Source organism: Marilutibacter penaei (genome assembly GCF_014145395.1).
GTDB lineage: Bacteria > Pseudomonadota > Gammaproteobacteria > Xanthomonadales > Xanthomonadaceae > Marilutibacter > Marilutibacter penaei.
This window is the reverse complement of record NZ_JACHTE010000004.1, coordinates 16,955-42,766: the sequence shown is the minus strand read 5'-3', so window position 1 is coordinate 42,766 and position 25,812 is coordinate 16,955. Positions and strand designations below refer to the sequence as shown.

Genomic DNA, 25,812 nt, shown 5'->3' with positions numbered 1-25,812 from the left:
TCACCGCCAACGACCGAATCGCCCGGACCGCCAAGCCCATGAAGAAGTTCGCCATTTTCGTCGCCGGCCTGCTGGTGTCGGCCACCGCACTTGCCGCGGGTGGCGGCAACACCGAGCAGGCGGGCACCGACCTCGGTGACCAGGCCTCGCTGCAGCGCGGCGCACAGCTCTACATGAACTACTGCTCGGGCTGCCACTCGCTGAAATACCTGCGTTACTCGCGCATGGCCGAGGACCTGGGCCTGACCGAAGAGGAGGTGATGAACAACCTCAACTTCACCGGCGCCAAGTTCGGCGAACAGATCCAGGTGGCGATGACCGCCGAGCATGCCAATGCGTGGTTCGGCAAGATGCCGCCGGACCTGAGCCTGATCGCGCGCTCGCGCGGTCCGGACTGGATCTATACCTACCTGAAGTCCTTCTACCTGGACGAATCGCGGCCGCTGGGCTGGAACAACACGCTGTTCCCCAACGCGTCGATGCCGAATCCCCTGTGGGAGCTTCAGGGCCTGCAGCACGCCGAGTACGGCGAGCCCGACGCGGCAGGCGAGCGCCACGTCACGGGGCTGAAGGTCACCCAGCCCGGCGAGCTGGATGCGTCCGGTTTCAACCAGGCGGTGCGTGACATCACCGCCTTCCTCGAGTACGCCGGCGAGCCGGCCGCCCTGAAGCGCCAGAGCCTGGGCGTGTGGGTGATCCTGTTCCTGTCCGTCTTCACCTTCCTGGCCTGGTTGCTCAAGAAGGAATACTGGCGCGACGTGCACTGACGCCGGGACGCCCGGTCCGCTCCGCTCCGCGCGGGGCGCCGGGGCCCCGGGGCTTTACGGGCACGCTGCTGACAGGCAGTCTCGGGACCGTGGCGACCGTCCACAAGGGGTGGGCGGCGTCTTGACGACGGGAGCGCTCGCGCCTCCGTCCCAGGAGAGGTCGATGATGGCGGCAAGTCCCCGTATGCGTAATGCCCTGACACTGTTTTCCTCGACCGATTGCGTGCTCTGCCACCGGGTGCGCCTGGTGCTCGCGGCCAAGGGCGTGAGCTACGACCTGATCCCGGTGGATCCGCAGAATCCTCCCGAGGACCTGATCGACCTGAATCCGTACCACTCCGTGCCGACCCTGGTCGAGCGCGAGCTGGTGCTGTACGCCGCCAGCGTGGTCAGCGAATACCTCGACGAACGCTACCCGCACCCGCCGCTGATGCCGGTGGATCCGTTGTCCCGCGCCCGCCTGCGCCTGGCCATGCTGCGGCTGGAGCACGACTGGGTGCCCCAGGTGCAGGCCATCCAGCTGGGCAACAAGGCGCAGGCCGATGCCGGGCGGAAGCGCCTGAAGGAACTGCTGACGGCGTCGGTGCCGCTGTTCAAGGCCGGCAAGTTCTTCCTGAACCCGGAAATGAGCCTGGCCGACTGCGCCATGGCCCCGATCATCTGGCGCCTGCCCGCGCTGGGCGTGGCGTTGCCCAAGGATGGCAAGGCGATCGAGGACTACGGCAGCCGGATCTTCCGCAGCGCCGGGTTCGCGCGAAGCCTCACCGAAGACGAGCGCAAGCTGAACGAACTGCCGGTCTGAATCCCACTGCCACGTGGCCCGGCCCGCGCCCGCGACGACTGAGCGGGCGGCACGCCCGGGTCGCGGGGCCCGCTGCCCGGCGGCACAGGGCGCGCGAGGCTCGACAGATCCGCGTGCGGGCTCCAAAGTAGGCGGCTGATGCAGCATGCGAAGTCGTTGGCAATGAGTGAATCCAGTCCCCCCATGAGCAGTCACCGCCCCTACCTCCTGCGGGCGCTCTATGAGTGGATCGCGGACAACGACATGACGCCCCATCTGCTGGTGGATGCCACGCACGCCGGGGTCAAGGTGCCCTCGCACGCAGTGGACGATGGCCGGGTGGTCCTCAACGTGGCGCAGCGGGCGGTCTCCCATCTGGAAATGGGCAACGATGCGATCATGTTCGATGCGCGCTTCGGCGGTGTCAGCCAGTCGGTCGTCGTGCCGGTCTCGGCCGTGCTTGCCATCTATGCACGCGAAACCGGGCAGGGCATGGCGCTGCCCGAGGACGTGGGCGGCTCGGCTCCGGGCGGACGGCCCGGCGCGGACCCGGAGGGGGCCGATGCGTCGGCCCCGCCTACCCTCAGTGCAGTGCCGGGCGATGCCGAGCGTCGAGAGGATGACGGCGACGGAGACGACGATGGCCCCGGCGCCCCGGGCCCGCGTCGCACCGGGCACCTGCGCGTCGTGAAGTAGCGCGGACGGCGGTGGGATTCAGGTCGCGGGCGGCAGCGGCGGTCCGCTGAACATGACCAGCCGGTCCCCCCGCAAGGTCATCCGGCCAAAGTAGCGGTCTTCCCCGTCGATCGAATACTCGAAGCGGAACGTGCGCTCCAGCCCGAGTCGACCGTCGTCGTGCCGGCACAGGCGCATCCCGGCGGCGTGGACGCTCTGGTCCAGCCATTGCACGCCAGCGCGCCTGCAGGCGTCCCGGCCCAGTTGACCGGCGCGCTCGGCGGCGGCACGGGCCGAATTCCACCAGGCGTACCCGAGGGCGCCGAGCAGCATCAGTGCGATCGCGGTGGGCATGGGACGGGGCCTTGGCGTGGGTCAGGCCGGCGGCGGGCCGAGTTTCATCGACAGGTCGATGGCCTGGACATGCTTGGTCAATCCGCCGATGGAGATGCAGTCGACGCCATCCTCCGCGATGGCGCGCAGGCCCTCCAGGTCGACGCCCCCGGATACCTCCAGGGGAATCCGGCCATCGAACGGCGATGCGCGCGCAATCGATACGGCTTCCCTGCGCATCGCCGCGGTGAAGTCGTCGATGAGGATGCGCTCGCAGCCTTCAGACAGGGCCTCGCGAAGCTGCTCGAGGGTTTCCACTTCGACGATCAGCGGCAGGGTCGGGTGGGTATCGCGGGCCGCCCGGATGGCCAGCGTCAGCGAACCGGCGGCGCGGACGTGGTTCTCCTTCAGCATGAGCTGGTCGTACAGGCCCATGCGATGGTTGTCGCCGCCCCCCACGCGCACCGCGTATTTCTGCGCCAGGCGCAGGCCGGGCAGGGTCTTGCGGGTGTCGAGGATGCGGGTTCCGGTGCCGGCCACCGCGGCGACATGGCGTGCGGTGGTGGTGGCCGTCCCGCTCAGGGTCTGCATGAAGTTCAACGACGCCCGTTCGGCCGTCACCAGGGCGCGGATGCGGCCCGAGAGCGTGGCCAGCACCGTGCCGGCGGCCACGGCGTCGCCTTCCTCCACCCGCCAATCGATGCGGACGTCGGGATCCAGCGCGCGATGGCAGGCATCGAACCAGGGGCGGCCGCACACCACGGCGTCCTGCTTGCACAGCAGGTAGGCGGTGTCCGGGCCATCGGGCAACAGCGCGGCGGTGACGTCGCCACTGCCGATGTCTTCGGCGAGCGCGTTGGCGACGTCGGCATCCACCTGGTCCGGAGGCGGTGCCTGCACGCTCATGCCGCCGGGAAGCCGTCGAGGCCGGTCGTGGCCAGGGCGTCTTCGGCCAGCAGGACGGGAATGCCGTCATCCACCCGGTAAACCGTCCTGCGGTCCCGGGTGACCAGGGCTTCGTCCAGCGGTGACGGCTCGAGCGCGCCATCGGCGCGGCGCAGGGTGCCGGCGGTGATCGCGGCGTTCACCGCGGCCAGGCCGTCCTTGTCCAACAAGGCGAGGGGCTGGCGGGTGGTCGGGCAGACCAGGAGGTCGAGCAGCTTGCGGTCCATGGGTATCCTGGAGCGGGTAAGGCGGCCACGAGCGGGCGCGGGCGCATGTAGAATACCGTTTTGACGTTGGACCGAGCCATGACCGACCGCAAGACCGCGACCGACGCCCCGCCGCTGGTGGGCATCGTGATGGGGTCGCGTTCCGACTGGGAGACCATGCAGAACGCCGCGCAGCGCCTCGAAGCGCTGGGTGTGCCGCATGAAGTGCGGGTGGTGTCCGCGCACCGCACCCCGGACGTGCTGTTCGACTACGCGGCCTCGGCGCAGTCGCGCGGGTTGAGGGCCATCATCGCGGGCGCCGGCGGCGCCGCCCACCTGCCCGGCATGCTGGCCGCCAAGACCGCGGTGCCCGTGCTGGGCGTACCCGTGCAGAGCAAGGCGCTCAACGGCATGGATTCGCTGCTTTCGATCGTGCAGATGCCGGCGGGGATTCCCGTCGCGACGTTCGCGATCGGCAACGCCGGCGCTTCCAACGCGGCGCTGTTCGCCGCGGCGATGCTGGCGCCGGAGCATCCCGGGATAGGCGAAGCCCTCGCGGCATTCCGGCAGAAGCAGACCGACGACGTGTCCTCCAACGACGACCCGCGCCAATGACGACCGTCGGCATCCTGGGGGGCGGCCAGCTGGCCCGCATGATGGCCCTGTCGGGCGCGCCGCTCGGGCTGCGTTTCAAGGTGATGGATACCGCGCCGGATGCCTGTGCCGGACAGTTCGCGCCGATGGTGGTGGGCGACTACCGCGACGAGGCCGCGCTGGCGGAGTTCGCGGGCAGCGTGGACGTGGCGACCTTCGATTTCGAGAATGTGCCGTCCGAATCCGCGGCCTGGCTGGCGGAACGGATCCCGGTGTTCCCGAACCCGCGCGCCCTGGGCGTGGCCCAGGACCGGCTGGCCGAGAAGACCCTGTTCCGCGAGCTCGGCATTCCGGTCCCGCCGTTTGCCGCGGTGGATACCCGCGAGGGGCTGGACGGTGCCGTCGCCGAGGTGGGCCTGCCCTGCATCCTCAAGACCCGGCGTCTTGGCTACGACGGCAAGGGCCAGTTCCGGATCCGCACCGCCGACGACATCGACGCCGCGTGGGCCGCCCTGGGCCCGCAGGCCGACAGCGTGGGCCTGATCGTCGAAGGCTTCGTCGCTTTCCAGCGCGAGCTGTCGGTCGTCGCGGTCCGTGGCCGGGATGGCGAGTTCCGCACCTGGCCGCTTACCGAGAACTGGCATGTCGATGGCGTGCTGTCGGCAAGCCTGGCCCCCGCGGCCGTGGATGACGTCCTGCTGGCGACGGCAACCGGCCACGCGCAGGCCCTCGCCGATGCGCTGGATTACGTCGGCGTGTTCGCGCTTGAGCTGTTCTGCCGGGACGGGGAGCTGCTGGCCAACGAGATGGCACCGAGGGTGCACAACTCGGGCCACTGGACCCTCGAGGGCAGCGAGACCAGCCAGTTCCAGAACCACCTTCGTGCCGTACTGGGGCTGCCGCTGGGCGATACCCGCATGGTAGGACAGGCCTGCATGCTCAACTGGATCGGCGCGATGCCGGATGCCGCCACCGTGCTGGCCGAGGCGGGCGGGCACTGGCACGACTATGGCAAGAGCGCGCGCGAGGGCCGCAAGGTCGGCCACGCCACCCTGCGAGCCGAAAGCCGCGCCGAGCTGGCGCACGCGCTCGAGCGCGTGGGGCAGGGCCTGGGACGGGAGGCGCAGGTGGCGCCGGTGGTGGAGCGCTTGCGGGGCTGACGCATCCTCTCGCCCGTACGGCGGGACTGTTGGGCGCCTGACACGCAGCACACTCATCCTCGGGGCTCGAATGCGGCATCCCTGCCGCATACGGTCAAGCCAGAGGGCTGCTCCTCCGGTACTTGTACTGCAAAGTGCGCAGGCGGGCGGCCCGCCAAAGCGTGGCCAGCCCGCAAGTCGAACGCGCTACACGTAGAGCGCTCTAACGGATCACTTCATCTGCGACGCGATGAAGTCCCAGTTCACCAGGTTCCAGAACGCCTCCATGTACTTCGGACGGGCGTTGCGGTAATCGATGTAGTAGGCGTGCTCCCACACGTCACAGGTCGCCAGCGGCGTGTCATCCCCGGTCAGCGGGGTCGCGGCATTGGAGGTGCTCACCAGCGCCAGCGAACCGTCCGGGCGCTGCACCAGCCAGCCCCACCCGGAACCGAACGTCGTCACGCAGGTCTTGGTGAACTCCTCCTTGAACGTCGCGAAGTCACCGAAGGCCTTGTTGATGGCGTCGGCCAGCTTGCCGCTCGGCTCGCCGCCGCCCGCGGGCGACAGGCAGTTCCAGTAGAACGTGTGGTTCCAGATCTGCGCGGCATTGTTGAACATGCCGCCTTGCGACTTGCGGACGATCTCCTCCAGCGGCAGGTCGGCGAACTCCGTTCCCTCGATCATCTTGTTGAGGTTGTCCACGTAGGTCTTGTGGTGCTTGCCATAGTGGAAGTCGATCGTCTCGCCGGAGATATGCGGCTCCAGGGCGGTGCGGTCGTAGGGCAGGGCGGGCAGTTCGATCGCCATGTGGGGGCTCCTTGTGGCTCGATGTTGGCTGAAGGCAGACCCTGACGCGGCCCCTCGGGCCACGTCCAGGACTTCGCGAGGGCTTACAATACGGGCAGTCGCTACCGACGGGACACGCCGCAGGCTGTTCGACTGGTCGCTCATTCTATCGTCCATGCGCGTGGCTGCACCGTCAAAGCGCATGACTGTCCATTGCAGGAGCGTTCAATGTCCGTGCTCGAGCGGATCCAGGCCGAGGTGGAGCGCCACCCGCTGGTGCTTTTCATGAAGGGCACCCCCGAGTTTCCCATGTGCGGCTTCTCCAGCCGTGCGTTGAAGGCGCTGCGCGATGCGGGCGCCACCGAGCTCCATACGGTCAACGTGCTCGAGGACCCGGAGCTCCGGGCCAACCTCCCGCGGTTTTCGAACTGGCCCACGTTCCCGCAGCTCTTCATCAACGGAGAACTGATCGGCGGCTGCGACATCACCGTCGAGCTGTACGAATCACGCGAGCTGGGCCGGATCATCCGCGAGACCCAGGGCGCGTGAGCGGAGGAACCGGGGGCCCCGGCGCACTGGCGGATCGCGTGGTCCTGGTCAGCGGCGCGCATGGCGGGCTGGGTAGCGAAGCGGCCAAGGCGTGCGCGGCGGCTGGCGCCACGGTCGTCCTGCTGGGCCGCAAGGTGCCGCGGCTGAACCGGGTGCACGATGCGCTGGCCGAGGTCGGGCCGGCGCCCGTGCTGTATCCGATGGACCTGGAAGGCGCCACGCCCGACGATTTCTCGGAGCTGTCCGCGCGCATCGAATCCGAATTCGGGCGGCTCGACGGACTGTTGCACTGCGCGGCTGAATTCCGTGGCCTGACGCCGCTGCCCCAGACCGATCCGGCGACACTCGCCCGGGCGGTCCATGTCAACCTGACGGCGCCGCTGTGGCTGACCCAGGCGTGCCTGCCCCTGCTGCAACGGGCGGAGGACGCCGCGGTCGTGTTCACGCTCGACGCGCCGGAACGCGTCGGCGGCGCCTACTGGGGTGGCTACGGACTGGCCCACCATGCGCTGGCCGCGGCGGTGGGCATGCTTGATCGCGAACTCGCGGGCAGTACGGTGCGTATCAGTGGACTGCGTCCCGGCCCCATGCGCACGCCGCTGCGCGCGCGCGCCTACGCGGAAGACCCGGATCCGCGCACGGCGCTCCCCGCGCGCTATGCCCCCGCCTGCGTCACCCTGCTGTCCCGGGAGGGCCATGTGCACCGCGGCCAGGTATGGAGCCCGCCGGCATGACCATCGCCTCCGCCGCCCTCCTGCTGTTCCTGATCCTGGATCCGCTGGGCAACATCCCGATCTTCCTGAGCCTGCTGCGCAGCCTGCCCCCCAAGCGCCAACGGGTGGTGCTGGCGCGGGAGCTGCTGATCGCCCTGGCCGTCCTGATGATGTTCCTCTGGGGCGGCAAGTACGCCCTGGAGCTGATGCACCTCCGGCAGGAATCCGTCTCGATCGCCGGCGGCATCGTGCTGTTCCTGATCGGCATCCGGATGATCTTCCCGCGCCCGGAAGGCTTGATGGGCGAGCTGCCCGACGGCGAACCGTTCATCGTGCCGATGGCGATTCCGCTGGTGGCGGGGCCGTCCGGGATGGCCGCCGTGATGCTGATGGGCAGCGACGACCCGACCCGCCTCGGGGACTGGAGCATTGCGCTGTTGATCGCCTGGGGCGCGACGGCAGCGATCTTGTTCTCCGCCACGCTGTTGTACAAGCTGCTCGGCGGGCGTGCCCTGTCGGCCATCGAGCGCCTGATGGGCATGCTCCTGGTGGCGATTTCAGTGCAGATGTTCCTGGATGGTCTCGGGACATACCTGCAGATCGCCGCCGCTTGACCCATTTTCGACGCGGATGGGCCTGCATCGGCCCATTCGCCATCTCGATGACGGGGGTCACGATACTGTAACGTAGGGATCGTAGCGTGTTAATGTGTCGTTAACCCGGAGAGGCGCATCGCGCCGGCCGGGTGCGGACGCACTTGCTGAAGTCGTGGCCCAGCGTGTCTGCCTGCATGGATGCGCTCGTCCACCCTTTTTCCTGTCTACGAGGCCTCGCTCATGTCCCGTTGCCACCGAGTCCGGATGTCCCGGCTCACCCTCGGCCTGTTGGCCGCCCTTGCCGCCGCCCCCGCCATGGCCCAGAGCACGTCCGCCGGTATCGGCGGCCTGGTCACCGATGGCAGTGGCCAGCCCGTCCAGGGCGCGGACGTCACCATCACGCACGTCGAGTCGGGCACCGTCAGCCGTGCCACCACCGACGAGAGCGGCCGCTACAACGCGCGTGGCCTGCGCGTGGGTGGCCCCTACACCGTCACCATTACCGGTGCAGGCGGTACCACGACCGAAGAGGGCGTCTACCTCGATCTCAACCGCGTCAATGCCATCAATGCGCAGCTCGATGGCGGCACGGCCGACGCCGTGACGCTGGACACCGTGTCGGTGACCGGTTCGTCCGACCTCTACTCGGTGTTCAGCCCGGACAACAAGGGCGTGGGCACCTCGGTGGCGGGACGCGTGCTGGAGCTGACGCCGCAGGCCAACCGCTCGCTCGACGACGTGGCGCGCCTGGATCCGCGCGTGCAGGTCACCGACGCGGGCGACGGTTCCATCTCGGTCGCGGGCGTGAACAACCGCTTCAACAACATCTCCGTCGACGGCATGTCGCAGGGCGATCCCTTCGGCCTGAATGCCAATGGCATGCCGTACATCGGCACCCCGATCTCGGTGGACACCATCGAGGCGTATGACATCAAGGTGGCCGACTACGACGTCGCCACCGACACCGTGGGCGCGACCGTCAACGCGGTGACCAAGTCGGGTACCAACGAGTTCCACGGTTCGGTCTATGGCGCGTTCCGTGACTCCGACTGGATGGGCGATCTGGACGACGAAGCCTACGAAGGCTTCGACACCGACCGGACCTTCGGCGCCACGCTGGGCGGCCCCATCCTGAAGGACCGCCTGTTCTTCTTCGGTTCGTATGAAGAGCAGACCATCAAGAACTTCGGCGGTTCGGCGACCTCCGACGGCGTCGCCAACGGCGATGTCACCCAGGCGGACGTGGACCGCGCGATCGCCATCGCCGAGAGCCTGGGCATGGAGCCCGGCAGCTACGGCGCCACCGGCGTCAATCTCGAGACCAAGCGTTACCTGGCCAAGATCGACTGGAACATCAACGACTTCCACCGCGCCAGCCTGACCTACCAGCAGACCGAAGAGTTCCGTCCGTCCCCGTACGACGCGTTCTCCGACACCGTGGTGCTGACCAGCCACTGGTACAACATCGACAACATCACCAAGAACACCTCGCTGCAGCTGTTCAGTGACTGGACCGAGAACTTCAGCACCGAGGCGAAGATCAGCTACAACAAATTCGACCAGGTCAACGGCAACCCGGTGAACCAGCCGGAGGTCGAGGTCGAGACGGCGAACGGCGGTTCGATCTTCATCGGCGAGGACAACAACCGCCATGAGAACCAGATCAACACGGAGCGCCTGACCGCCAACGTGTTCGGCACGTACTACGCCGGCGACCACGTCATCAAGGGCGGCTTCGACTACCTGCGTCACGACGTGTTCAACCTGTACGGCCGCGACCTGCACGGCTCCTACGTGTTCGCGAGCCTGGATGACTTCGAGGCCGGGAACTACGACGTCTACAACCTGCGTACCCCGGCCCCGGGCTTCGGCGTCGAGGACACCGCGGCGGCGCTGGTGTACAGCCAGTGGAGCCCCTTCCTGCAGGACACCTGGCAGGTCAACGACCAGCTGTCGCTGACGTACGGCGTGCGCGTCAACATCCCGAGCGTCGACGAAGCGCCGGTGCGCAACCCGGGCTTCGAGCAGGCCTTCGGCTTCCGCAACGACTACAAGCTGGGCTCGGACAACAAGGTCATCCTGCCGCGCGTGTCGTTCAACTACCTCTTCGACACCGAGCGTTTCTCGCAGTTGCGCGGTGGCGTGGGTTCGTTCCAGAGCGTCCCGCCGTTCGTCTGGCTGGCCAACCCGTACCAGAACAACGGTGGCATGACCGCATGGTCCTACCGCGTGTTCGATCCGAACGAAGCGCCGTTCAGCCCGGACGCCTACAACCAGAACGTCCCGACCGGCGGCAGCCCGTCCAACCAGATCGATACCATCGATCCGGACTTCAAGCTCCCGACCGTGTGGAAGGCCAGCCTGGGCTACGACCACGAGCTGCCCTGGTGGGGCATGATCGGCACGGTCGAGTTCCAGTCGATCCAGGCCCGCAACGCGGCGTACTACCAGGCCCTCAACATCGGGCAGGCGCAGGGCACGCTGGCTGATGGCCGGGAGAGCTACTGGTGCACGCTCGGCAACAACTCCAGCTCCAACAAGAACTGCGGGCGCAACCCGGACTACAGCTTCAACTCGACGGTCCTGGGCAACACCGACAAGGGCGGCTCGAATTCCTTGACCCTGGCGCTGAGCAAGCCGCTGTCCAACGGCTGGTACGGCAACATCAGCTACACGTACACGGATGCCGACGAAGTGGGCTCGGACGCCAGCTCGCAGGCCTGGTCCAGCTACCAGTACGTCTCGCGCGTCAACCCGAACGAAGAGATCGCCACGACCGCCAGCCGCGAGATCCCGAACTCCATCAAGGCCTCGCTGGGTTGGGAGCACGCGTTCTTCGGTGACTACAAGTCCAGCGTCTCGCTGTTCTACTACGGCCGCGACGGCCTGCCGTACACCTGGCTGGTCAACGGTGACCCGAACGGCGATGGCATCTTCCAGGATCCGGCCTACATTCCGCTGGTCAACGATCCGAACGTGAGCTACGGCGGGGCGACGGCCGACCAGATCGAAGCCTTCCACCGCTTCATCTCGAACGATCCGTACCTGCAGTCGCATCGTGGACAGATCGCCGGCCGCAACGAAGGTCGCCTGCCGTGGGTCAACCAGCTCGACCTGGGCCTGCAGCAGGAGCTCCCGGGCTTCTTCGAGGACCACAAGTCGATCGTCCGCCTCGACATCTACAACGTCCTGAACATGCTCAACAAGGACTGGGGTGTCACCGACGAGATCGGCGGCTTCGACACGCGCTACCTGGCCCGCCTGGCCGGTGTGAACGCCGACGGGACCTACGTGTACGACCTGGGTACCGCCGACAACCCGACGTGGCAGGACCTCCGTCCGTACGAAGGCCGCGTGCCGCGCGTCGTGTCGCGCTGGTCGGCGCAGCTGACCCTGCGTTACGAGTTCTGATCCATAGCGCTCGTCGCGAACCGACGGCCGGGGGGCGACCCCCGGCCGTTTTTTTGTGGGGGACCCTGCGCTAGAGTCACAGCGACACAGACAAGAAGAACAAGAAGAAGGAAACGGAAGGAATGAGCGACTTCATCGATGCCCCCACCGTCGACGCCCGCATCCATCCGCGCGGAGGGCTCGACGTGCTCTCCCGCGACGAGGTTGCGCGACTGCGTGATGCGTCCACCGGCATGCACGACCTGCTGCGCCGCTGTGCGCTGGCGGTGCTGACCACCGGCAGCGTGTCCGACGACCCGCGCGCCGCACAGGCGCAGTACGCCGACTTCGACATCCAGGTCCACCAGCAGGACCGCGGCATGCGGATCGACCTGTTCAATGCGCCGGCGATGGCCTTCGTCGACGGCGAGATCATCCGCGGCGTCGCCGACCTGCTGTTCGCCGTGGTGCGCGACCTGGCCTATACCGCGATCGACCTGGGCGAAGCCTGTGGACGCGACCTCACCACCAGCGCCGGCATCACCGACGGCGTGTTCGACCTGTTGCGCAACGCGCGCCTGCTGCAGCCGACCGACCCGAACCTCGTGGTCTGCTGGGGCGGCCACTCGATCTCGCGCGAGGAGTACATCTACACCAAGCAGGTCGGCTATGAGCTGGGGCTGCGTGGGCTGGATATCTGCACGGGCTGCGGGCCCGGTGCGATGAAGGGGCCGATGAAGGGCGCGAACATCGCCCACGCCAAGCAGCGCCGCCGTTACCCGCGGTACATCGGGGTCACCGAGCCGGGCATCATCGCCGCCGAGTCACCGAACCCGATCGTCAACCACCTGGTGATCATGCCGGACATCGAGAAGCGCCTGGAGGCCTTCGTCCGGATCGGCCACGGCATCATCGTGTTCCCGGGCGGCGTCGGTACCGCCGAGGAGATCCTGTACCTGCTGGGCATCCTGCTGCGCGAGGAAAATGCCCACTTGCCGTTCCCGCTGATTTTCACCGGGCCCACCGGTTCGGCGGCCTACTTCGAGCAGATCGACCGTTTCCTGCGCCTGACCCTGGGCGAGGCCGCGACCTCGCGCTACGAGATCATCATCGCCGACCCGACCGCGGTGGCGCGACGCATGACCGCGGGCGTGCGCAAGGTTCGCGAGCACCGGATCGCACAGAAGGACGCATTCTTCTTCAACTGGTCGATCGACGTGCCGCTGGAGTTCCAGCTGCCGTTCCGCCCGACCCACGAGGCCATGGCCGCGCTCGACCTGCACAAGGGCCGCAAGCCGCATGCGCTGGCTGCGGACCTCCGGCGTGCATTCTCCGGGATCGTGGCGGGCAACGTGAAGGAGGAGGGCATGCGGCGCATCGAGCAGTTCGGGCCCTTCGAGATCCATGGGGATCCCGAGATGATGCAATCGCTGGACGCCTTGCTCCGTGCCTTCGTCGAACAACGGCGGATGAAGATCGACGGGGACTACCAGCCCTGCTACCGCGTCGTCGCCTGACGTTTACTCGCGGGGCGTCGGACTTCCGGCCGTGGGCAGGCGCACCGTTGCGACGAACCGGTCTCCTTCGCGTTGGGTCACGACACTCCCGCGTCCGGCCGTGAGCGCCTCCACGCGCTCCTGCGCCGCCGGCAGGCCCACGTTGTGGCCCTGTCGCCCCGCGTCACCGGGGGCCGGCACCGGGTTGGAGATGCGGACGATCACCTTGCCCGGCGCGGTCGATACCGTGATTTCCACTTCGCCGCCCCGTGGCAGCCGCTCCACCCCGTGCCGGATGGCGTTCTCGACCAGCGGCTGGATGGTCAGCGCGGGCACCGTCACGTCCGGGATGGTGCGGGGCAACGACCATTCGACCCTCAGGCGATCCCGGAAGCGCAGGCCCTCGATCTCGAGGTAACGCCGCGCAAGCGCCAGCTCGTCTTCCAGCGGGATCTGCTGCGGTCCCGCCAGCGCCGCGCGGAACAGGTCCGACAGGTCCAGCAGCAACTGCTCGACGGCCTCCGGCCGCTGGTGCACCAGCGCCGCCCCGGTATTGAGCGTGTTGAACAGGAAGTGCGGGCGTATCCGGGCCTGCAGCGCCTCCAGCTCCGCCTGCTTGGCGCGGATCGCCAGTTGCCGCGCCCGCCAGTGGTTCTGGAAGGCGGCAAGGCCGAGCAGGCCGACCGTCAACGACACTCCCGTCAGCCGAAGCGCCAGCGAAGCCCAGCCGCCATCAGCCATCGGCCAGGCATCGTGGAGGACCAGCCATGCGGCTGCGCTCACGAACCAAGTGCTGCAGAGCAACGAGCCCAGTGCGGCGTAAGCCAGCGTCTGGTGGCTTGATGTAGCCAATGGTCGCCGTCCAAAGTAGAGAAGGGCCATCGCTAGAAGCGATATCCACTGCATGAGGATCGACGTAAGCCCGAAATGCACCCATCGGTTCCCCTCGGCGCCTGGGGCCAACGCCAGCACGATGGCGAGACCTTCGCCGGCGATCACCACCCATGCCAGGGTCCTGGGGTGCCAGAGCGTGTCAAGCGGGCTGTCCGGTGGCGTTGATGTCATCGATCGGGGCAGGGCGGAACGTTGCCCATCATGACAGCACCGGTGGGGCCGTGGTCGTTGCCGCCTGCGCTGTCCGGGGGGCCGCTGGTCGGCCGACGCTGGAGGGGGGCTGGGGCGGCGGGTACTGTTTGCGATGAGAATCTTTATCGGGAGTGGGGATGTCGAGTCCATCCAAGGGGGCTTGCGAGCTGCGCCGGGCGCAAGTGGCAGGCTTCACCCTCGTTGAGCTGATGATCACGGTGGTGGTTCTGGGAGTCCTGTTGGCGCTCGGGATTCCGAGCTTCAGATACGTGAGTAATTCGGCACGACTCTCCACGCCCGCGAATGAGCTGGTGGCGAGCCTGCAACTGGCGCGAGCCGAAGCCATCCGCCGCAACGCACGGACGGCGCTGTGCAGCTCATCCGACGGGGCGGCGTGTGCGGGGGCGGGCGCCTGGCAGGGTTGGATTGTTTTTGTCGATGCCGACCGCAACGGGGCGGTGACCGCGGGCGAGGAGGTGCTCAAGCAGTTCACCACGCCAGCATCGATCAATGTGACGGCGAGCCCGGCGCTCAACAACGGAGTGCTTACATTCCGCTCTGACGGGTTCGCCCGCGATACCGCCGGGAACCTGCTGACCGCACGCATTGGCGTGTGCATGGCGACCACCTTCCCCGCAGACAATGTGCGAAACGTCACCCTCGGCGCGGGGAGCCGCCCCTTCATCGAACGCGTCGACGCGAACGGCGCCTGCAATGCGCCCGCGAACCCCTGACATCAACATGGCAGTGAAACCCATGGAAACTCCCATCCCACTCCCGCGACAGCGCCGTTGCCAGGCTGGCATGAGCCTGTTGGAGGTGATGATCGCAGTGCTGATCCTGGCCATTGGCCTGCTTGGCGTGGCAGCGCTGCAAGCGACGGCACTGAAGAACAGTCAGGGTTCGCTGGCGCGGAGCCAGGCCATCATGGAGAGCTACGCGATCCTCGATTCGATCCGTGCGTCCATCCCGGTGGCGGCCATCAACGATCCCACGGCGAAAGCTGCAGCCATCGCCCTGTATCAGATGGCGCGCACCTGCGCACCGCCGGCAGCAGGTGCGACCTTGCCTGTGAACGACCAGCGCCGATGGATCCAGACGATGCAGCGAACCCTCGGGGCCACCTCATGCGGCACGATTGCATGCAACGGGACCGTGTGCACGGTGACGGTCGAGTGGGACGAGTCCCGGGCGACCGGTGGTGTCCAGAACTTCTCGATCAGCACGGTGAGCCAGCTATGAACGTCCGTTCCGTCCCCCGCACCGGGCGTGACCAGTCGGGCGTCACCCTGGTCGAAATGATGATCGCGATGCTGCTCGGCCTGCTCGTGGTGGGCAGCGCCATCGGCATGTTCATGGCGAACAGCCGGGTCTACAAGGCAACGGAGAGCCTGGGGCGGATCCAGGAGAACGGCCGCATCGGTTTCGAGCTCATGGCCCGTGACATCCGCGAGGCGGACGGCACCCCGTGCCGCCAACCGCAGACGCAGCCCGCTCTTCCGCAGTACGGCAAGATGTTGCCAATAGCGAACCTGCTGACCTCGGGCGCGTGGTGGGCGAACTGGGGAAGCGGCATCCAGGGGTTCGAAAATGGCGCCCTGGCGGGCAGCCTCGCTGGCACCGATGCGATTGAACTGCATTCCGCCAATACCAGTGCTACCACCGTGCAGGCGTACTCCGCCGGCAGCTTCACGCTGAGCACCGCTGCGCATGACATTCGAAGCAATGATGTCGTCCTGGCCTGCGACGGTAACCAGGGTTCCATTTTCCAGGCGGGCAATGTCGCCGGGAGTGCGGTGCCCGTCGGGGCGGCTGGAAACTGCGGGAGCAACCTGGGCCTGGGTGGCGTCTGCGGTGCCGTGCCTTACACCTACGCCACCGTCGAGAACGGGCAGGCAAGCATTGCCCGCGTTCATGCCGTTCAGTGGTATGTCGCAGCGAATGGGCATGGGGGAAACTCGCTTTGGCAGCGCGACATGGGCAACCCCCCGACCGAAGTCATTGATGGCGTGCGGGATCTGGAGCTTACCTACCTGCTCCCCGGGGCCGCGGACTATGTTGCCGCCAATGCCGTGGGCGCCAACTGGAAGGAGGTGACAGCTGTCCGGATCGAGCTTGAGCTCGAGGGCCAGCAGGGCATCCACGAAGACGCCATCAAAGTGGGCACGGACGGCCAGGGCATCCGTCGGCAGATCACCCACGTCGTCACCTTGCGGAATCGCAGCATATGAAAATGTTCTCCCGTCGCCGATCGGTGTCCCTTGCTGCGCCACGCGCACAGCGAGGCGTGGCTCTGGTGGTTGTCCTGATCCTGCTGCTCGTGATGACCCTCCTGGGTCTGGCGAGCCTGCGTGGCACGCTGCTGGAAGAGCGCATGGCTGCCAACCTGTTCGATCGCAGCCTTGGCTTCCAGGCGGCAGAAGCCGCGCTTCGCCAAGGGGAGGTGGTGGCCATGGGGCTCGCGTCACCGCCCGTGGGCAATGCGTGCGCGGCCGGTGTCTGTGGACCGCCGTTGAACGGTTTGAACCGCGCCCTGGGCAATTCCGACTGGGTGAATGCCGCCGCTCTGGCGAACAATACACTCGCCGTACCGAATGCCAGTGACCTCCAGTACCTCATCGAATACATGGGTGAGTACAACACCACGCCGAAGTGCGACCTGATCACGGGGCCGAACGGTAGGCCCAAGGACCCGCTCTGCAAGGCCTACATGTATCGAGTAAGCGCCCGCTATGTGGCGGCAGGGCGCTCCAGCGTCATTCTTCAGTCCGTCGTGCGCAAGCCGGCACCCTGATACGGGACGAGATCATGAACACGAAGTCCAGCCAGAACGGTCGCGCGACCGGAGTGAAAAGCCGGCTCTCGGCAATGCTGTGCGCCTTTGCGGCGACCATGATGAGCTTCCCTAGTGCGGCGGCCTTGAATGTGCCGGCGGTTCCACTTCAGGTGGGCACGCCCCTTCCGCCCAATATCATGCTCATCCTGGATGATTCGGGGTCGATGGACTGGACCTTCATGCCTGGGCCGTTTGCCGCCTCGGCCGCGCCGTTGAACAACCAGACAAGCCCTGTATCGATCGGACTGGAAACCTACGCGCACAACACGCTCTACTACGATCCGTCCATTGATTACACGCCCTGGATTCTCGCAGACGGCAGCTATCACTCCGGGGGCACTACCCTGAATTCTGTCTGGACGGACGCGGCGCTGGCAAGCAGTAACGCCTCGATTGCCAATCGGGTACATACCTACTACGTGCCGAAGACGCCCGGCACGAACCTTGATCGAACAAACGGGTTCTATCGGTACCAGATCCATGCGGATGGATCAGTGTGGAGGAGCGAGTACACCGGGGCCTCTTCCCGGATTACGCTCCTCAATCAGGGTGGCATATGGCAGAGCAACAACAATTGGCGCCAGTACCAGGTCGACGTGCCGAGCGGTGTATACGATCTCGAAATCACCACCAGTGGTGGTGGCGGGGATGCAGATCTCTACGTCAGACGCGGCGCCCAGCCCACCACATCGAACTACGATTGCCGCGAGCGCAGCAACGGAAACAATCACACCTGCGAGTTCGATCCACCGCAAGCGGGCCGTTATTACATCGGCTTGTTCGCGGACTCGACGTTCAACAACGTAAACCTTAATGTGAGCTACGTCGCGTCCAGGTATTGCGGGGCGGACGATGGCTGGAACAATTGCACGCGCGTAACGCCCAACGGGCGCAGCGAGCAAGCGGAAGCGAACAACTTCGCGACGTGGTACTCATATCACCGCACCCGCATGAAAGCCGCGAAAGCGGGAGCGGGCTCTGCGTTCGCTGATCTGAATGGCGGCAACTACCGCGTCGGCTTCACTACCATCTGGGGCCCCAGTCAGTCCGATCGCAACGCGGAATTCCTGATCAACGTTGGCTCGAACAACGGGCTCTTCGAGAATCGCAACGGCTCGACCAATCGGACCACCTGGTTCAACCGGCTCTATGATGCCACCGCGAACAATGGCACGCCGCTACACAATGCGCTTCGTCGGATGGGGCTCTATTACAGTGACGACTTGGCGGGGTACGGCGGTACTTCGGGTCCTTATGGCCCTGAGGCTTCTCCGTTGGCGTGTCGCCAGAATTTTTCGATTCTCACGACGGACGGTTACTGGAACCAGGAGGACAGTATCGTCTATTCGGGGAACGATGACGGAAACGACGGCGCGACGTATTCCCGTCCTGATGGCACCAGCGAGCAGTCCTATGTAGCGGCTGCGCCCTATAGGGACAACTTCTCGAAAACCCTGGCCGACGTCGCCATGAAGTACTGGAAGACCGACCTGATGCCGGGTATGGACAATATCGTCCCCACCACGACGGTCAATCCCGCGTTCTGGCAACACATGGTGACGTTTGGCATCTCGCTCGGCCTCAAGGGTACGCTGCCCCAGACGTCCGTAGCGGATGTGCTGCAGGCCCAGCAGGCGGGTACGTTCCCGGGGTGGCCGAACCCGACCGACAACGAGGATGACCATCGTATCGATGATCTGCTGCACGCCGCGGTGAACGGCCATGGTGCATTCGCGGCAGCAAGCAACCCGACCGAGTTTGCGATGGCGCTGCGTTCGGCGCTTGCCTCCATCGACGAGCGGACCAGCTCCGCATCCAACCTGTCTTTCAACAGCTCGGTCCTCAACAACGACACGGTGTCCTATTCGGCGAACTTCGTGGCCGGACAATGGATCGGCGACGTCACGGCCTATTCCACGACCTCCGCAGGTGCCGTGAATCCGCCGCTCTGGCGTGCGTCGAATGGCATTCCCACGACGCCGTCCAGCCGCAGGATACGCACCTATGGCGGGGCAACGGGCACGCGTACCGCGGCGACCGCCTTCCCGACGGCTGCCCAGGAGACCGTACTCACAACGGCCGTTGCGAACTACATCAAGGGCGACCGCACCGGAGAAGGATCGACGTACCGCGCGCGCGCCACGCTGTTCGGCGACATCGTCAACTCCTCGCCCGTATACGTGGAGACGGGTAGCGACAAGACGATCTACGTGGGTGCGAACGACGGCATGCTGCATGCGATCAATGCGGAGAACGGCGCCGAGCGCTTTGCTTACGTTCCGAAGCTGCTGGACATGGCCCGACTGAAGGACCTGAGCCGGCGCGTTGACTTCGTGCACCAGTACTTCGTGGATGGTCCGATCAGTGTGTCCACGCGTGTGCAGACACCCAACAAGAACTACCTGGTAGGCACGCTCGGTCGCGGTGGGCGTGGCGTGTATGGACTCGACGTGACGGACCCGACGACATTCGCGACGAGCGGTCAGTCCTGGGAGTTCGCGGGCGACAACGACATGGGCATGGTGTTGGGCAAGCCCCTGATCGCGAAGGTGAATATTGGTACCAATGGGACGATGGCGGCGATCGTTGCGAACGGAATCAACAGTCCGAACGACCGCGCCGCCCTGTTCGTCATCAACCTTGCAACGGGTGCATTGATCCAGAAGATCACCACCAACGCAGAAACCGCGAACGGCCTCTCCGTGCCGACGGGCGTGGATGCCAATGGCGATGGCAAGGTGGACACGGTCTACGCCGGCGACCTCCAGGGCAACGTCTGGCGCTTCGACCTCTCCGCCAGCACCAGCACCTCCTGGTCCTCTGCGAAGCTGTTCACCGCCACCTACAAGGATGACCCGACACGCCGCCAGCCGATTACGGGCGGCATCACCGTCGCGTACAACCCGGCGACCTACAACCCGTGGGTGTTCTTCGGTACCGGGCGCTACATCCTGGAAACCGATCCCGGCGACACCAGCACGCAGACCTGGTACGGCATGGAGGACAATGGAACCGCCATCACCGGTCGTGCCCAGTTGAAGGAACGTGAGATCGTCCTGGCAGGTGTCCTCGGCGGCAATCCGGTCCGGGCCTTCGAGGAGACCACTTCGGGGGACATGAACGGAACAAAGGGGTGGTACGTGGAACTGCTGACGCCGCCCGACTACACCGCAGAAGGCGAGCGCATGATTGGTGACCAGTTCGTGGTTTCCGGCAACGTCCTGGTCGCCTCCAGTGTCATTCCCCGGAGCGATGGTTGCGACACGACGGGGCGCGGCTATCTGAACTTCATCGATGCGTTTACCGGTGGCGCGCTCAGTGCCCCGTTCATTGATGCCAATGGGGACGGGGTGATCGACCACAACGACACGCTGCCTTCCGGCACGGGCGGTGGAGGTACCGATGTGCCGGTTGGCTCGATCGACCTGGGCATCGGCATGCCGACCGATCCGGGTGCGTTGATTGGCTCAGGTGGTGAGGCCGTGTTCTGCGCGAACGGCTCGACGGGTGCGCCGGGTTGCGTACCATTTGAATGGGGGCCGGGCTTTGGCCGTATCTCCTGGCGTGAGCTTCTTAGGGACTGACCAATGATGAGTTCAACCGTTTCGCGAGTTGTTACAGGCACCGCCCGTGGAGGGCGGCCAGCGCGGGTATCGGGCTTCACTCTGGTAGAGCTGATGATCGTGGTGCTGGTTATTGCGGTACTCATGGGGATCGCGTACCCCAGCTACCAGAACCACACGATCAAGACCCGGAGGGCAACCGCCGCCGCCTGCGTGCTGGAGGCGTCCCAGTTCATGGAGCGCTTCTACACCACCAATCTCCGTTATGACCAGAACCAGGCAGGGGTCGCGGTAGCGCTGCCCCAGACACAGTGCATGACGGATCTTGCCGGTCACTATGCGGTCCAGCTCGCGGCCACCACGGCCACGACCTACAGCGTCAGTGCGGTACCCCAAGGCAGGCAAGCGAGTCTGGATACCAAGTGTGGGACGCTGGGATTGAACCAGGCAGGCGCCAAGTCCGTGAGCGTAAGCGGGACTTCGGTCGCCGAGTGCTGGTAACACCGATAGCTTAGGATCACCTGATACCAACGAAAAAGGGTCCGCATGCGCGGACCCTTTTTCTTTAACTGCATTCTGGCGCCCGAAGTTGGACTCGAACCAACGACCCCCTGATTAACAGTCAAGTGCTCTAACCAGCTGAGCTATTCGGGCGGGGACGTGAATTGTAAGCCCTCCCGTGCCCGGGTCAAGCCCCAGCCTCCAGGTTCTCAATCTGGACAGGGGGTGCCTGGCGGAGCCCGCTCACTCCGGGGGCGTCCGGCGTTGTTGACGATCACCTGGCCACGAAGGTGGCCATCAGGCCCGCACACGGCCAGCGTCAGATTATGTCCTCCCGACCACCCGAGGGCGCCGAAACGCACCCGTGACCGGTAGCGCGAACTACGTACCCTGAATCCATTGTTTGGCGTTGAATCGTAGTGGACGACGGTCTGGAGGGTGGGATGATCAGTCCTGCCTCGGTCCCGATAGACCAGCCAGCCGTGGTCCCATACCCCGTCTGACCGGCATGTTTGGCCGTTGGATGAGGGGCAGACCGTGACGGGAGCCGCGTCGCGGATTGCCGCGATCCGTCCAAGCGCGAGGGAAACCGTCAAGCGATGTTGGATGTCATGGATGCGATGCTCTGCCAGGATCCGGGAGAACGAGGGGAGGCCGATCCCAAGCACGACGCCGAGGACCGCGAGGGTAGCGGCGAGGTCGAGAAGGCTGAAGCCCCTAATGCGTGAGCGTGGAGCGCATACGAAAACCGAACCTTCCATGAATCGTTCCTGTGATGTCCATGCGACAAGCGTGAAGCCACGTGAACGCACGCACAGCCAGCCACCTCCACCACGCGGGGTAGGAAAACCGCCCGGCGACCCCATCCAGTACTCTGACCCTTCTCGCCGCCGCAGGTCGTCGCATGAGTCCACGCCCCAACTCGCCCCGAGTCGACGAGGCAGCCCGCAATCTGCAGGCGGCCGGCTTCCGGCTGGTCTCGCCCTATACGCCGGCAGGCGACCAGCCGGCGGCGATCGAGCGGCTGGTGCAGGGATTCGAGGACGGCCTGGCCCACCAGACGCTGCTGGGCGTCACCGGTTCGGGCAAGACCTACACCATCGCCAACGTGGTCCAGCAGGTGCAGAAGCCGACCCTGGTGATGGCGCACAACAAGACGCTGGCGGCGCAGCTGTACGGTGAGTTCAAGGCGTTCTTTCCGGACAATGCGGTCGAGTACTTCGTCAGCTATTACGACTACTATCAGCCAGAAGCCTACGTGCCGTCGTCGGATACCTTCATCGAGAAGGACAGTTCGGTGAACGAGCACATTGAGCAGATGCGCCTGTCGGCGACCAAGGCGCTGCTGGAACGCCGCGATGCGCTGATCGTCTGCACGGTGTCGGCGATCTACGGCCTAGGCGATCCCAACGAGTATTTCCGCATGGTCCTGCACATGGTGCAGGGCGAACGCATCGACCAGCGCGAGCTGATCCGGCGCCTGACCGAGATGCAGTACACGCGCAACGACACCGAACTCCGCCGCGGCACCTATCGCGTGCGCGGCGAGGTGATCGATGTGCATCCGGCCGAGAGCGACGACGAGGCCCTGCGGATCGAACTGTTCGATGGCGAGATCGAGCAGCTGACGATGTTCGACCCGCTCACGGGCGAAACGCTGCAGAAAGTCGGCCGCTACACCATCTACCCGGGCTCGCACTACGTCACCACGCGCCGGACCGTGCTCGATGCCGTCGAGACGATCAAGGACGAACTGCGCGTGCGGCTGGAGCAGCTTTACGCCGCCAACAAGCTGGTCGAGGCGCAACGGCTTTCGCAACGCACCCAGTTCGACCTGGAGATGCTCGCGGAGGTCGGCTACTGCAACGGCGTGGAGAACTACAGCCGCCACCTGACCGGGCACATGCCCGGGGAGCCGCCGCCCTGCCTGTTCGACTACCTGCCGCCGGATGCGCTGCTGGTCGTCGACGAGTCGCACGTGACCGTCCCGCAGATCGGTGCGATGTATAAGGGTGATCGATCCCGCAAGGAGACCCTGGTCGAGTTCGGCTTCCGCCTGCCTTCCGCGCTGGACAACCGGCCGCTGAAATTCGAGGAGTGGGAAGGGCGTTCGCCGCGCACGATCTTCGTGTCCGCGACGCCGGGCCCGTATGAGCTGAACCATTCGGGCGAGGAGGTCGTGGAGCTGGTCGTGCGGCCGACCGGCCTGGTCGATCCCGAGGTCGAGATCCGGCCGGTGGCGACCCAGGTCGACGACGTGCTCGGCGAGATCCACGAGCGCGTCGCGATGGGCGACCGGGTGCTGATCACCACCCTCACCAAGCGCATGGCGGAAAACCTGACCGAATACCTCGCCGAGCACGGGGTCAAGGTGCGCTACCTCCATTCCGACATCGACACGGTGGAGCGCGTCGAGATCATCCGCGACCTGCGCCTGGGCAAGTTCGACGTGCTGGTCGGCATCAACCTGCTGCGCGAGGGCCTGGACATGCCCGAGGTGTCGCTGGTGGCCATCCTCGATGCGGACAAGGAGGGGTTCCTGCGTTCGGCCGGCTCCCTGATCCAGACCATCGGACGCGCCGCGCGCAACGTACGCGGCAAGGCGATCCTCTATGCCGACCGCATCACCAACTCGATGCAGAAGGCCATCGACGAGACCGACCGCCGCCGCCAGAAACAGGTCGAACACAACGCCGAGCACGGGATCACCCCGCAGTCGGTGAACAAGGCGGTCGCCGACATCATGGAAGGGGCGCGCACCGAACCGGACGCCGCCCGTGCACGGGGGCGCGGGCGCCGTGTCGCCGAGGAGGCCCCCGACTATTCGACGATGGAGCCCCGGCAGCTGGCAGCGCGGATCAAGGCGCTCGAACAGCAGATGTACCAGCACGCCCGCGACCTGGAGTTCGAGCAGGCCGCCTCCGTGCGCGACGAACTGCACCGGCTGAAGGAGCAGGGCTTCGCCGGCTGAATCCCGCCGGCGTGGCGGGTATTGTGGGCGCGTCCCGGCTGGGATACACTGCGCGCCCCTCGCCGGGACGTTTGCGGCGAATGGGCGGTTAGCTCAGCGGTAGAGCACTACCTTGACATGGTAGGGGTCACAGGTTCGAACCCTGTACCGCCCACCAGATTCACCAGAAGCCCTCGGCGCAAGCCGGGGGCTTCTGCTTTCCGGGATATTGGGGCGTCAGGAGAGCTGCATCCGCACCGCATGCAGGCGTTCATAGGCCGGTTGGCAGGCCTCCGCGACCGCACGCGGCAGGCCTTCGAGGCGGACATCGCGGGGGCGGGGTGGCTCGAACCCGGTTGACCGCCACACGGCGTCATACCAATAGGGCGCCCAGACGCCGTCGCTGTCGCGCGGTCCGGCGGGCCAGGCCAGCATGCGCCCGTCGAAGTCGATCCCCAGGCGTCCGCACAGGGCCCGCAGGTGGGCTTCCGGATCGCGGAGGAAATCGCCGGCGTCGATCACGGGCGGTGGAGTGCCGGCCGCGGCCAGCACGTCGTAAAGGCGTTCCTGTTGAAGTAGTCCGATGTCGTCCGGCTCGATCTCCGCGCGGGAGCGGATGTAGGACGCCACAACCTCGGCCGGGTCGCGGATCAGGAAGACGTTGGCAAGCCCGTGGACCCAGTCCAGCGGCATGTCCACCAGCAGGTGGTGGCTCATGTGTTTCTGGTACCAGAGCGACGCGCCCCCGGGCACCGGTCCCAGCGTCAGGTCCTCCACGACCCGGCGCCAGTCCGTCTCGCCCGCGGCGATCACCTCCTCACGTCCCGGATGGTCCAGCCCGGTCTCGGCCAGGTAGGCGGCATACAGCGGCTCGTCGCTCACCCCGCAGTCGGGCCGGTTCTCCCAGGCCCGCATCATCGCCGTCGAGATGTTCCGCGGGCCGCTCCACATGGCGATCCGCAGGCCGTTCATGCGAGCCGGACCCCGCCGCGGAAGGCGACGTCGCGCGCCACCATTTCCCTGTAAAGGCCCTGGAGGCGCTGGACCATCGGGCCCGGCACCGCGCCCATCGGGCGGCCGTCGATTTCGCGCACCGGCACCACGCCGGCGAAGGTGCCGGTGACGAAGGCCTCGTCGGCACCATACACCTCGGTCAGGCTGAAGTTCTTCTCGAACGCGGGGATGCCGGCGTCGCGGCAGGCGCGCAGCACGTTGGCGCGCGTGATGCCGCCTAGGCAGTAGTCACCGGTCGACGTCCACACCTCGCCTTTGCGGACGATGAAGAAGTGGGTCGAATTGCACGTGGCCACGAAGCCGTGCGGATCCAGCATCAAGCCTTCGTCGGCACCGGCCGCGGTCGCCTGGATGCAGGCGGTGATGCAGTTCAGCTTGCTGTGGCTGTTGAGCTTCGGATCCTGTACGTCCGGAAAGCCGCGCCGGACGTGCACGGTGAACAGCTTCAGTCCCGTGGACAGCGTCTCCGGCTTGGCATTCTTGAACTCGGGGATGATGACGACCGTCGCCGGCCCGACCGTCACGCGCGGGTCCTGGTACGGCGTGCGCTTCACGCCGCGGGTCACCATCAGGCGCAGGTGCACGCCTTCGTCCATGCCATTCGCCGCGAGTGTCTCCATGATGGCCGCGGTGAGCTGTCCGCGGTCCATACCGATGTCCAGCGCGATCGCCCGGGCACCTTCGAACAGGCGGTCCAGGTGGGCGTCGAGGAACACCGGCTGCCCGCCGTGGACGCGCAGGCCCTCCCATACGCCGTCGCCGAGGACGAAGCCGCTGTCGAATACCGACACGACGGCTTCGGCGCGGGGCTTCAGCGCACCGTTGATCCAGATGAGGATGCCGGCATTGCGCGGATCGTCGTGGAAGTCGTGGATGCTGGTCGACATGG

At 66.2% G+C, this 25,812-nt stretch carries 25 protein-coding genes and 2 tRNA genes; 18 read left to right on the top strand and 9 right to left on the bottom strand.

What is annotated here, in order from left to right; translation table 11 throughout:
* Positions 1–38: 38 nt before the first annotated feature.
* The 3 genes from H4F99_RS06120 (at position 39) to H4F99_RS06110 (ending at position 2,244) form a co-directional block, all read left to right on the top strand.
* Positions 39–767 (top strand): cytochrome c1, encoded by a 729-nt coding sequence (locus H4F99_RS06120; protein WP_182669100.1) that lies wholly within the window; start codon positions 39–41, stop codon positions 765–767.
* A gap of 166 nt (positions 768–933) precedes the next feature.
* Complete coding sequence (locus H4F99_RS06115) at positions 934–1,569, top strand: glutathione S-transferase N-terminal domain-containing protein (RefSeq protein WP_182669099.1); 636 nt, start codon at positions 934–936, stop codon at positions 1,567–1,569.
* 162 nt (positions 1,570–1,731) lie between these two features.
* A complete protein-coding gene (locus H4F99_RS06110; protein WP_182668852.1) occupies positions 1,732–2,244 on the top strand; it encodes a ClpXP protease specificity-enhancing factor in 513 nt (170 codons plus the stop codon).
* Between the two features lie 18 nt (positions 2,245–2,262).
* On the opposite strand, the gene H4F99_RS06105 is transcribed toward H4F99_RS06110, so the two are convergent.
* The 3 genes from H4F99_RS06105 to H4F99_RS06095 are packed head-to-tail and all read right to left on the bottom strand — an operon-like array spanning position 2,263 to position 3,728.
* A complete protein-coding gene (locus tag H4F99_RS06105; RefSeq protein ID WP_182668851.1) occupies positions 2,263–2,577 on the bottom strand; it encodes a DUF3301 domain-containing protein in 315 nt (104 codons plus the stop codon).
* 21 nt (positions 2,578–2,598) lie between these two features.
* Positions 2,599–3,462, bottom strand: a complete 864-nt coding sequence (gene nadC / locus H4F99_RS06100; protein WP_182668850.1) for a carboxylating nicotinate-nucleotide diphosphorylase — start codon at positions 3,460–3,462, stop codon at positions 2,599–2,601.
* Positions 3,459–3,728, bottom strand: coding sequence for a Trm112 family protein (locus H4F99_RS06095; RefSeq protein ID WP_182668849.1), 270 nt, complete (start codon positions 3,726–3,728; stop codon positions 3,459–3,461). Before H4F99_RS06095 ends, nadC begins: the two co-directional genes overlap by 4 nt.
* A 78-nt stretch (positions 3,729–3,806) precedes the next feature.
* Here H4F99_RS06095 and purE point away from each other — a divergent pair, with 78 nt between their 5' ends.
* Complete coding sequence (gene purE / locus H4F99_RS06090; RefSeq protein ID WP_182668848.1) at positions 3,807–4,322, top strand: 5-(carboxyamino)imidazole ribonucleotide mutase; 516 nt, start codon at positions 3,807–3,809, stop codon at positions 4,320–4,322.
* Positions 4,319–5,461 (top strand): 5-(carboxyamino)imidazole ribonucleotide synthase, encoded by a 1,143-nt coding sequence (locus H4F99_RS06085; RefSeq protein WP_182668847.1) that lies wholly within the window; start codon positions 4,319–4,321, stop codon positions 5,459–5,461. The genes purE and H4F99_RS06085 overlap by 4 nt, the downstream gene beginning before the upstream one ends.
* Positions 5,462–5,671: 210 nt before the next feature.
* Here H4F99_RS06085 and H4F99_RS06080 read toward each other — a convergent pair whose 3' ends face one another.
* A complete protein-coding gene (locus tag H4F99_RS06080; protein ID WP_182668846.1) occupies positions 5,672–6,250 on the bottom strand; it encodes a superoxide dismutase in 579 nt (192 codons plus the stop codon).
* 207 nt (positions 6,251–6,457) lie between these two features.
* Between H4F99_RS06080 and grxD the strand changes: the two genes are divergently transcribed.
* The 5 genes from grxD to ppnN all read left to right on the top strand — a co-directional run bounded on the left by grxD (position 6,458) and on the right by ppnN (position 12,994).
* Positions 6,458–6,778: a Grx4 family monothiol glutaredoxin gene (gene grxD, locus H4F99_RS06075; RefSeq protein WP_182668845.1), complete on the top strand. Its 321-nt coding sequence runs from the start codon at positions 6,458–6,460 to the stop codon at positions 6,776–6,778.
* Positions 6,775–7,512: an SDR family NAD(P)-dependent oxidoreductase gene (locus tag H4F99_RS06070; RefSeq protein ID WP_182668844.1), complete on the top strand. Its 738-nt coding sequence runs from the start codon at positions 6,775–6,777 to the stop codon at positions 7,510–7,512. The genes grxD and H4F99_RS06070 overlap by 4 nt, the downstream gene beginning before the upstream one ends.
* On the top strand, positions 7,509–8,105 hold the full coding sequence (locus tag H4F99_RS06065; protein ID WP_182668843.1) for a YhgN family NAAT transporter: 597 nt from the start codon (positions 7,509–7,511) through the stop codon (positions 8,103–8,105). Before H4F99_RS06070 ends, H4F99_RS06065 begins: the two co-directional genes overlap by 4 nt.
* A 246-nt stretch (positions 8,106–8,351) precedes the next feature.
* Positions 8,352–11,498, top strand: coding sequence for a TonB-dependent receptor (locus H4F99_RS06060; protein ID WP_246371406.1), 3,147 nt, complete (start codon positions 8,352–8,354; stop codon positions 11,496–11,498).
* A 122-nt stretch (positions 11,499–11,620) separates the two neighbouring features.
* Positions 11,621–12,994 carry a nucleotide 5'-monophosphate nucleosidase PpnN gene (gene ppnN, locus H4F99_RS06055; RefSeq protein ID WP_182668841.1) on the top strand — a complete coding sequence of 458 codons (1,374 nt, stop codon included), beginning with the start codon at positions 11,621–11,623 and terminating at the stop codon, positions 12,992–12,994.
* Between the two features lie 3 nt (positions 12,995–12,997).
* On the opposite strand, the gene H4F99_RS06050 is transcribed toward ppnN, so the two are convergent.
* Positions 12,998–13,756, bottom strand: a complete 759-nt coding sequence (locus H4F99_RS06050; protein WP_343064152.1) for a sensor histidine kinase — start codon at positions 13,754–13,756, stop codon at positions 12,998–13,000.
* A 440-nt stretch (positions 13,757–14,196) separates the two neighbouring features.
* Between H4F99_RS06050 and H4F99_RS06045 the strand changes: the two genes are divergently transcribed.
* From H4F99_RS06045 to H4F99_RS06020, 6 genes are read left to right on the top strand one after another with little or no spacing between them, the layout of a single operon-like run.
* Positions 14,197–14,793 carry a GspH/FimT family pseudopilin gene (locus H4F99_RS06045; protein ID WP_182669098.1) on the top strand — a complete coding sequence of 199 codons (597 nt, stop codon included), beginning with the start codon at positions 14,197–14,199 and terminating at the stop codon, positions 14,791–14,793.
* Entirely contained in the window at positions 14,774–15,301 is a 528-nt protein-coding gene (gene pilV / locus H4F99_RS06040; RefSeq protein WP_425487996.1) for a type IV pilus modification protein PilV, read from the top strand. Before H4F99_RS06045 ends, pilV begins: the two co-directional genes overlap by 20 nt.
* Positions 15,298–16,290 (top strand): prepilin-type N-terminal cleavage/methylation domain-containing protein, encoded by a 993-nt coding sequence (locus H4F99_RS06035; protein ID WP_182668838.1) that lies wholly within the window; start codon positions 15,298–15,300, stop codon positions 16,288–16,290. Before pilV ends, H4F99_RS06035 begins: the two co-directional genes overlap by 4 nt.
* Entirely contained in the window at positions 16,287–16,853 is a 567-nt protein-coding gene (locus tag H4F99_RS06030) for a pilus assembly PilX family protein (protein WP_246371400.1), read from the top strand. The genes H4F99_RS06035 and H4F99_RS06030 overlap by 4 nt, the downstream gene beginning before the upstream one ends.
* A 14-nt stretch (positions 16,854–16,867) precedes the next feature.
* Entirely contained in the window at positions 16,868–20,479 is a 3,612-nt protein-coding gene (locus H4F99_RS06025) for a PilC/PilY family type IV pilus protein (RefSeq protein WP_182668837.1), read from the top strand.
* Between the two features lie 3 nt (positions 20,480–20,482).
* Entirely contained in the window at positions 20,483–20,959 is a 477-nt protein-coding gene (locus H4F99_RS06020) for a type IV pilin protein (RefSeq protein ID WP_425487995.1), read from the top strand.
* A gap of 76 nt (positions 20,960–21,035) precedes the next feature.
* On the opposite strand, the gene H4F99_RS06015 is transcribed toward H4F99_RS06020, so the two are convergent.
* Both H4F99_RS06015 and H4F99_RS14670 read right to left on the bottom strand, forming a co-directional pair.
* Positions 21,036–21,112: transfer RNA gene (locus H4F99_RS06015), tRNA-Asn, on the bottom strand.
* A 56-nt stretch (positions 21,113–21,168) separates the two neighbouring features.
* Positions 21,169–21,720: a GspH/FimT family pseudopilin gene (locus tag H4F99_RS14670; RefSeq protein ID WP_182668836.1), complete on the bottom strand. Its 552-nt coding sequence runs from the start codon at positions 21,718–21,720 to the stop codon at positions 21,169–21,171.
* Between the two features lie 143 nt (positions 21,721–21,863).
* Between H4F99_RS14670 and uvrB the strand changes: the two genes are divergently transcribed.
* Together uvrB and H4F99_RS06000 are read left to right on the top strand one after the other, a co-directional pair.
* The gene (gene uvrB, locus H4F99_RS06005; protein WP_182668835.1) at positions 21,864–23,930 is read left to right on the top strand and encodes an excinuclease ABC subunit UvrB; all 2,067 of its coding nucleotides are present in this window, start codon (positions 21,864–21,866) and stop codon (positions 23,928–23,930) included.
* An 82-nt stretch (positions 23,931–24,012) separates the two neighbouring features.
* Positions 24,013–24,087: transfer RNA gene (locus tag H4F99_RS06000), tRNA-Val, on the top strand.
* Between the two features lie 59 nt (positions 24,088–24,146).
* On the opposite strand, the gene H4F99_RS05995 is transcribed toward H4F99_RS06000, so the two are convergent.
* Positions 24,147–24,881, bottom strand: a complete 735-nt coding sequence (locus H4F99_RS05995; protein WP_182668834.1) for a sulfotransferase-like domain-containing protein — start codon at positions 24,879–24,881, stop codon at positions 24,147–24,149.
* On the bottom strand, positions 24,878–25,810 hold the full coding sequence (locus tag H4F99_RS05990) for an aminotransferase class IV (RefSeq protein WP_182668833.1): 933 nt from the start codon (positions 25,808–25,810) through the stop codon (positions 24,878–24,880). Before H4F99_RS05990 ends, H4F99_RS05995 begins: the two co-directional genes overlap by 4 nt.
* Positions 25,811–25,812: the final 2 nt, after the last annotated feature.

Excerpts from the sequence above, each read along its gene's own strand:
- H4F99_RS06095 (WP_182668849.1), bottom strand. The coding sequence starts at position 3,728 with ATGGACCGCAAGCTGCTCGACCTCCTGGTCTGCCCGACCACCCGCCAG.
- grxD (WP_182668845.1), top strand. The coding sequence starts at position 6,458 with ATGTCCGTGCTCGAGCGGATCCAGGCCGAGGTGGAGCGCCACCCGCTG.
- H4F99_RS05995 (WP_182668834.1), bottom strand. The coding sequence starts at position 24,881 with ATGAACGGCCTGCGGATCGCCATGTGGAGCGGCCCGCGGAACATCTCG.
- H4F99_RS06115 (WP_182669099.1), top strand. The coding sequence starts at position 934 with ATGGCGGCAAGTCCCCGTATGCGTAATGCCCTGACACTGTTTTCCTCG.
- nadC (WP_182668850.1), bottom strand. The coding sequence starts at position 3,462 with ATGAGCGTGCAGGCACCGCCTCCGGACCAGGTGGATGCCGACGTCGCC.
- H4F99_RS06030 (WP_246371400.1), top strand. The coding sequence starts at position 16,287 with ATGAAAATGTTCTCCCGTCGCCGATCGGTGTCCCTTGCTGCGCCACGC.
- H4F99_RS14670 (WP_182668836.1), bottom strand. The coding sequence starts at position 21,720 with ATGGAAGGTTCGGTTTTCGTATGCGCTCCACGCTCACGCATTAGGGGC.
- H4F99_RS06035 (WP_182668838.1), top strand. The coding sequence starts at position 15,298 with ATGAACGTCCGTTCCGTCCCCCGCACCGGGCGTGACCAGTCGGGCGTC.
- H4F99_RS06025 (WP_182668837.1), top strand. The coding sequence starts at position 16,868 with ATGAACACGAAGTCCAGCCAGAACGGTCGCGCGACCGGAGTGAAAAGC.
- H4F99_RS06085 (WP_182668847.1), top strand. The coding sequence starts at position 4,319 with ATGACGACCGTCGGCATCCTGGGGGGCGGCCAGCTGGCCCGCATGATG.
- H4F99_RS05990 (WP_182668833.1), bottom strand. The coding sequence starts at position 25,810 with ATGTCGACCAGCATCCACGACTTCCACGACGATCCGCGCAATGCCGGC.
- H4F99_RS06110 (WP_182668852.1), top strand. The coding sequence starts at position 1,732 with ATGAGTGAATCCAGTCCCCCCATGAGCAGTCACCGCCCCTACCTCCTG.
- H4F99_RS06020 (WP_425487995.1), top strand. The coding sequence starts at position 20,483 with ATGATGAGTTCAACCGTTTCGCGAGTTGTTACAGGCACCGCCCGTGGA.
- H4F99_RS06065 (WP_182668843.1), top strand. The coding sequence starts at position 7,509 with ATGACCATCGCCTCCGCCGCCCTCCTGCTGTTCCTGATCCTGGATCCG.
- uvrB (WP_182668835.1), top strand. The coding sequence starts at position 21,864 with ATGAGTCCACGCCCCAACTCGCCCCGAGTCGACGAGGCAGCCCGCAAT.
- purE (WP_182668848.1), top strand. The coding sequence starts at position 3,807 with ATGACCGACCGCAAGACCGCGACCGACGCCCCGCCGCTGGTGGGCATC.
- ppnN (WP_182668841.1), top strand. The coding sequence starts at position 11,621 with ATGAGCGACTTCATCGATGCCCCCACCGTCGACGCCCGCATCCATCCG.
- H4F99_RS06080 (WP_182668846.1), bottom strand. The coding sequence starts at position 6,250 with ATGGCGATCGAACTGCCCGCCCTGCCCTACGACCGCACCGCCCTGGAG.
- H4F99_RS06105 (WP_182668851.1), bottom strand. The coding sequence starts at position 2,577 with ATGCCCACCGCGATCGCACTGATGCTGCTCGGCGCCCTCGGGTACGCC.
- H4F99_RS06120 (WP_182669100.1), top strand. The coding sequence starts at position 39 with ATGAAGAAGTTCGCCATTTTCGTCGCCGGCCTGCTGGTGTCGGCCACC.
- pilV (WP_425487996.1), top strand. The coding sequence starts at position 14,774 with ATGCGCCCGCGAACCCCTGACATCAACATGGCAGTGAAACCCATGGAA.
- H4F99_RS06060 (WP_246371406.1), top strand. The coding sequence starts at position 8,352 with ATGTCCCGGCTCACCCTCGGCCTGTTGGCCGCCCTTGCCGCCGCCCCC.
- H4F99_RS06045 (WP_182669098.1), top strand. The coding sequence starts at position 14,197 with ATGTCGAGTCCATCCAAGGGGGCTTGCGAGCTGCGCCGGGCGCAAGTG.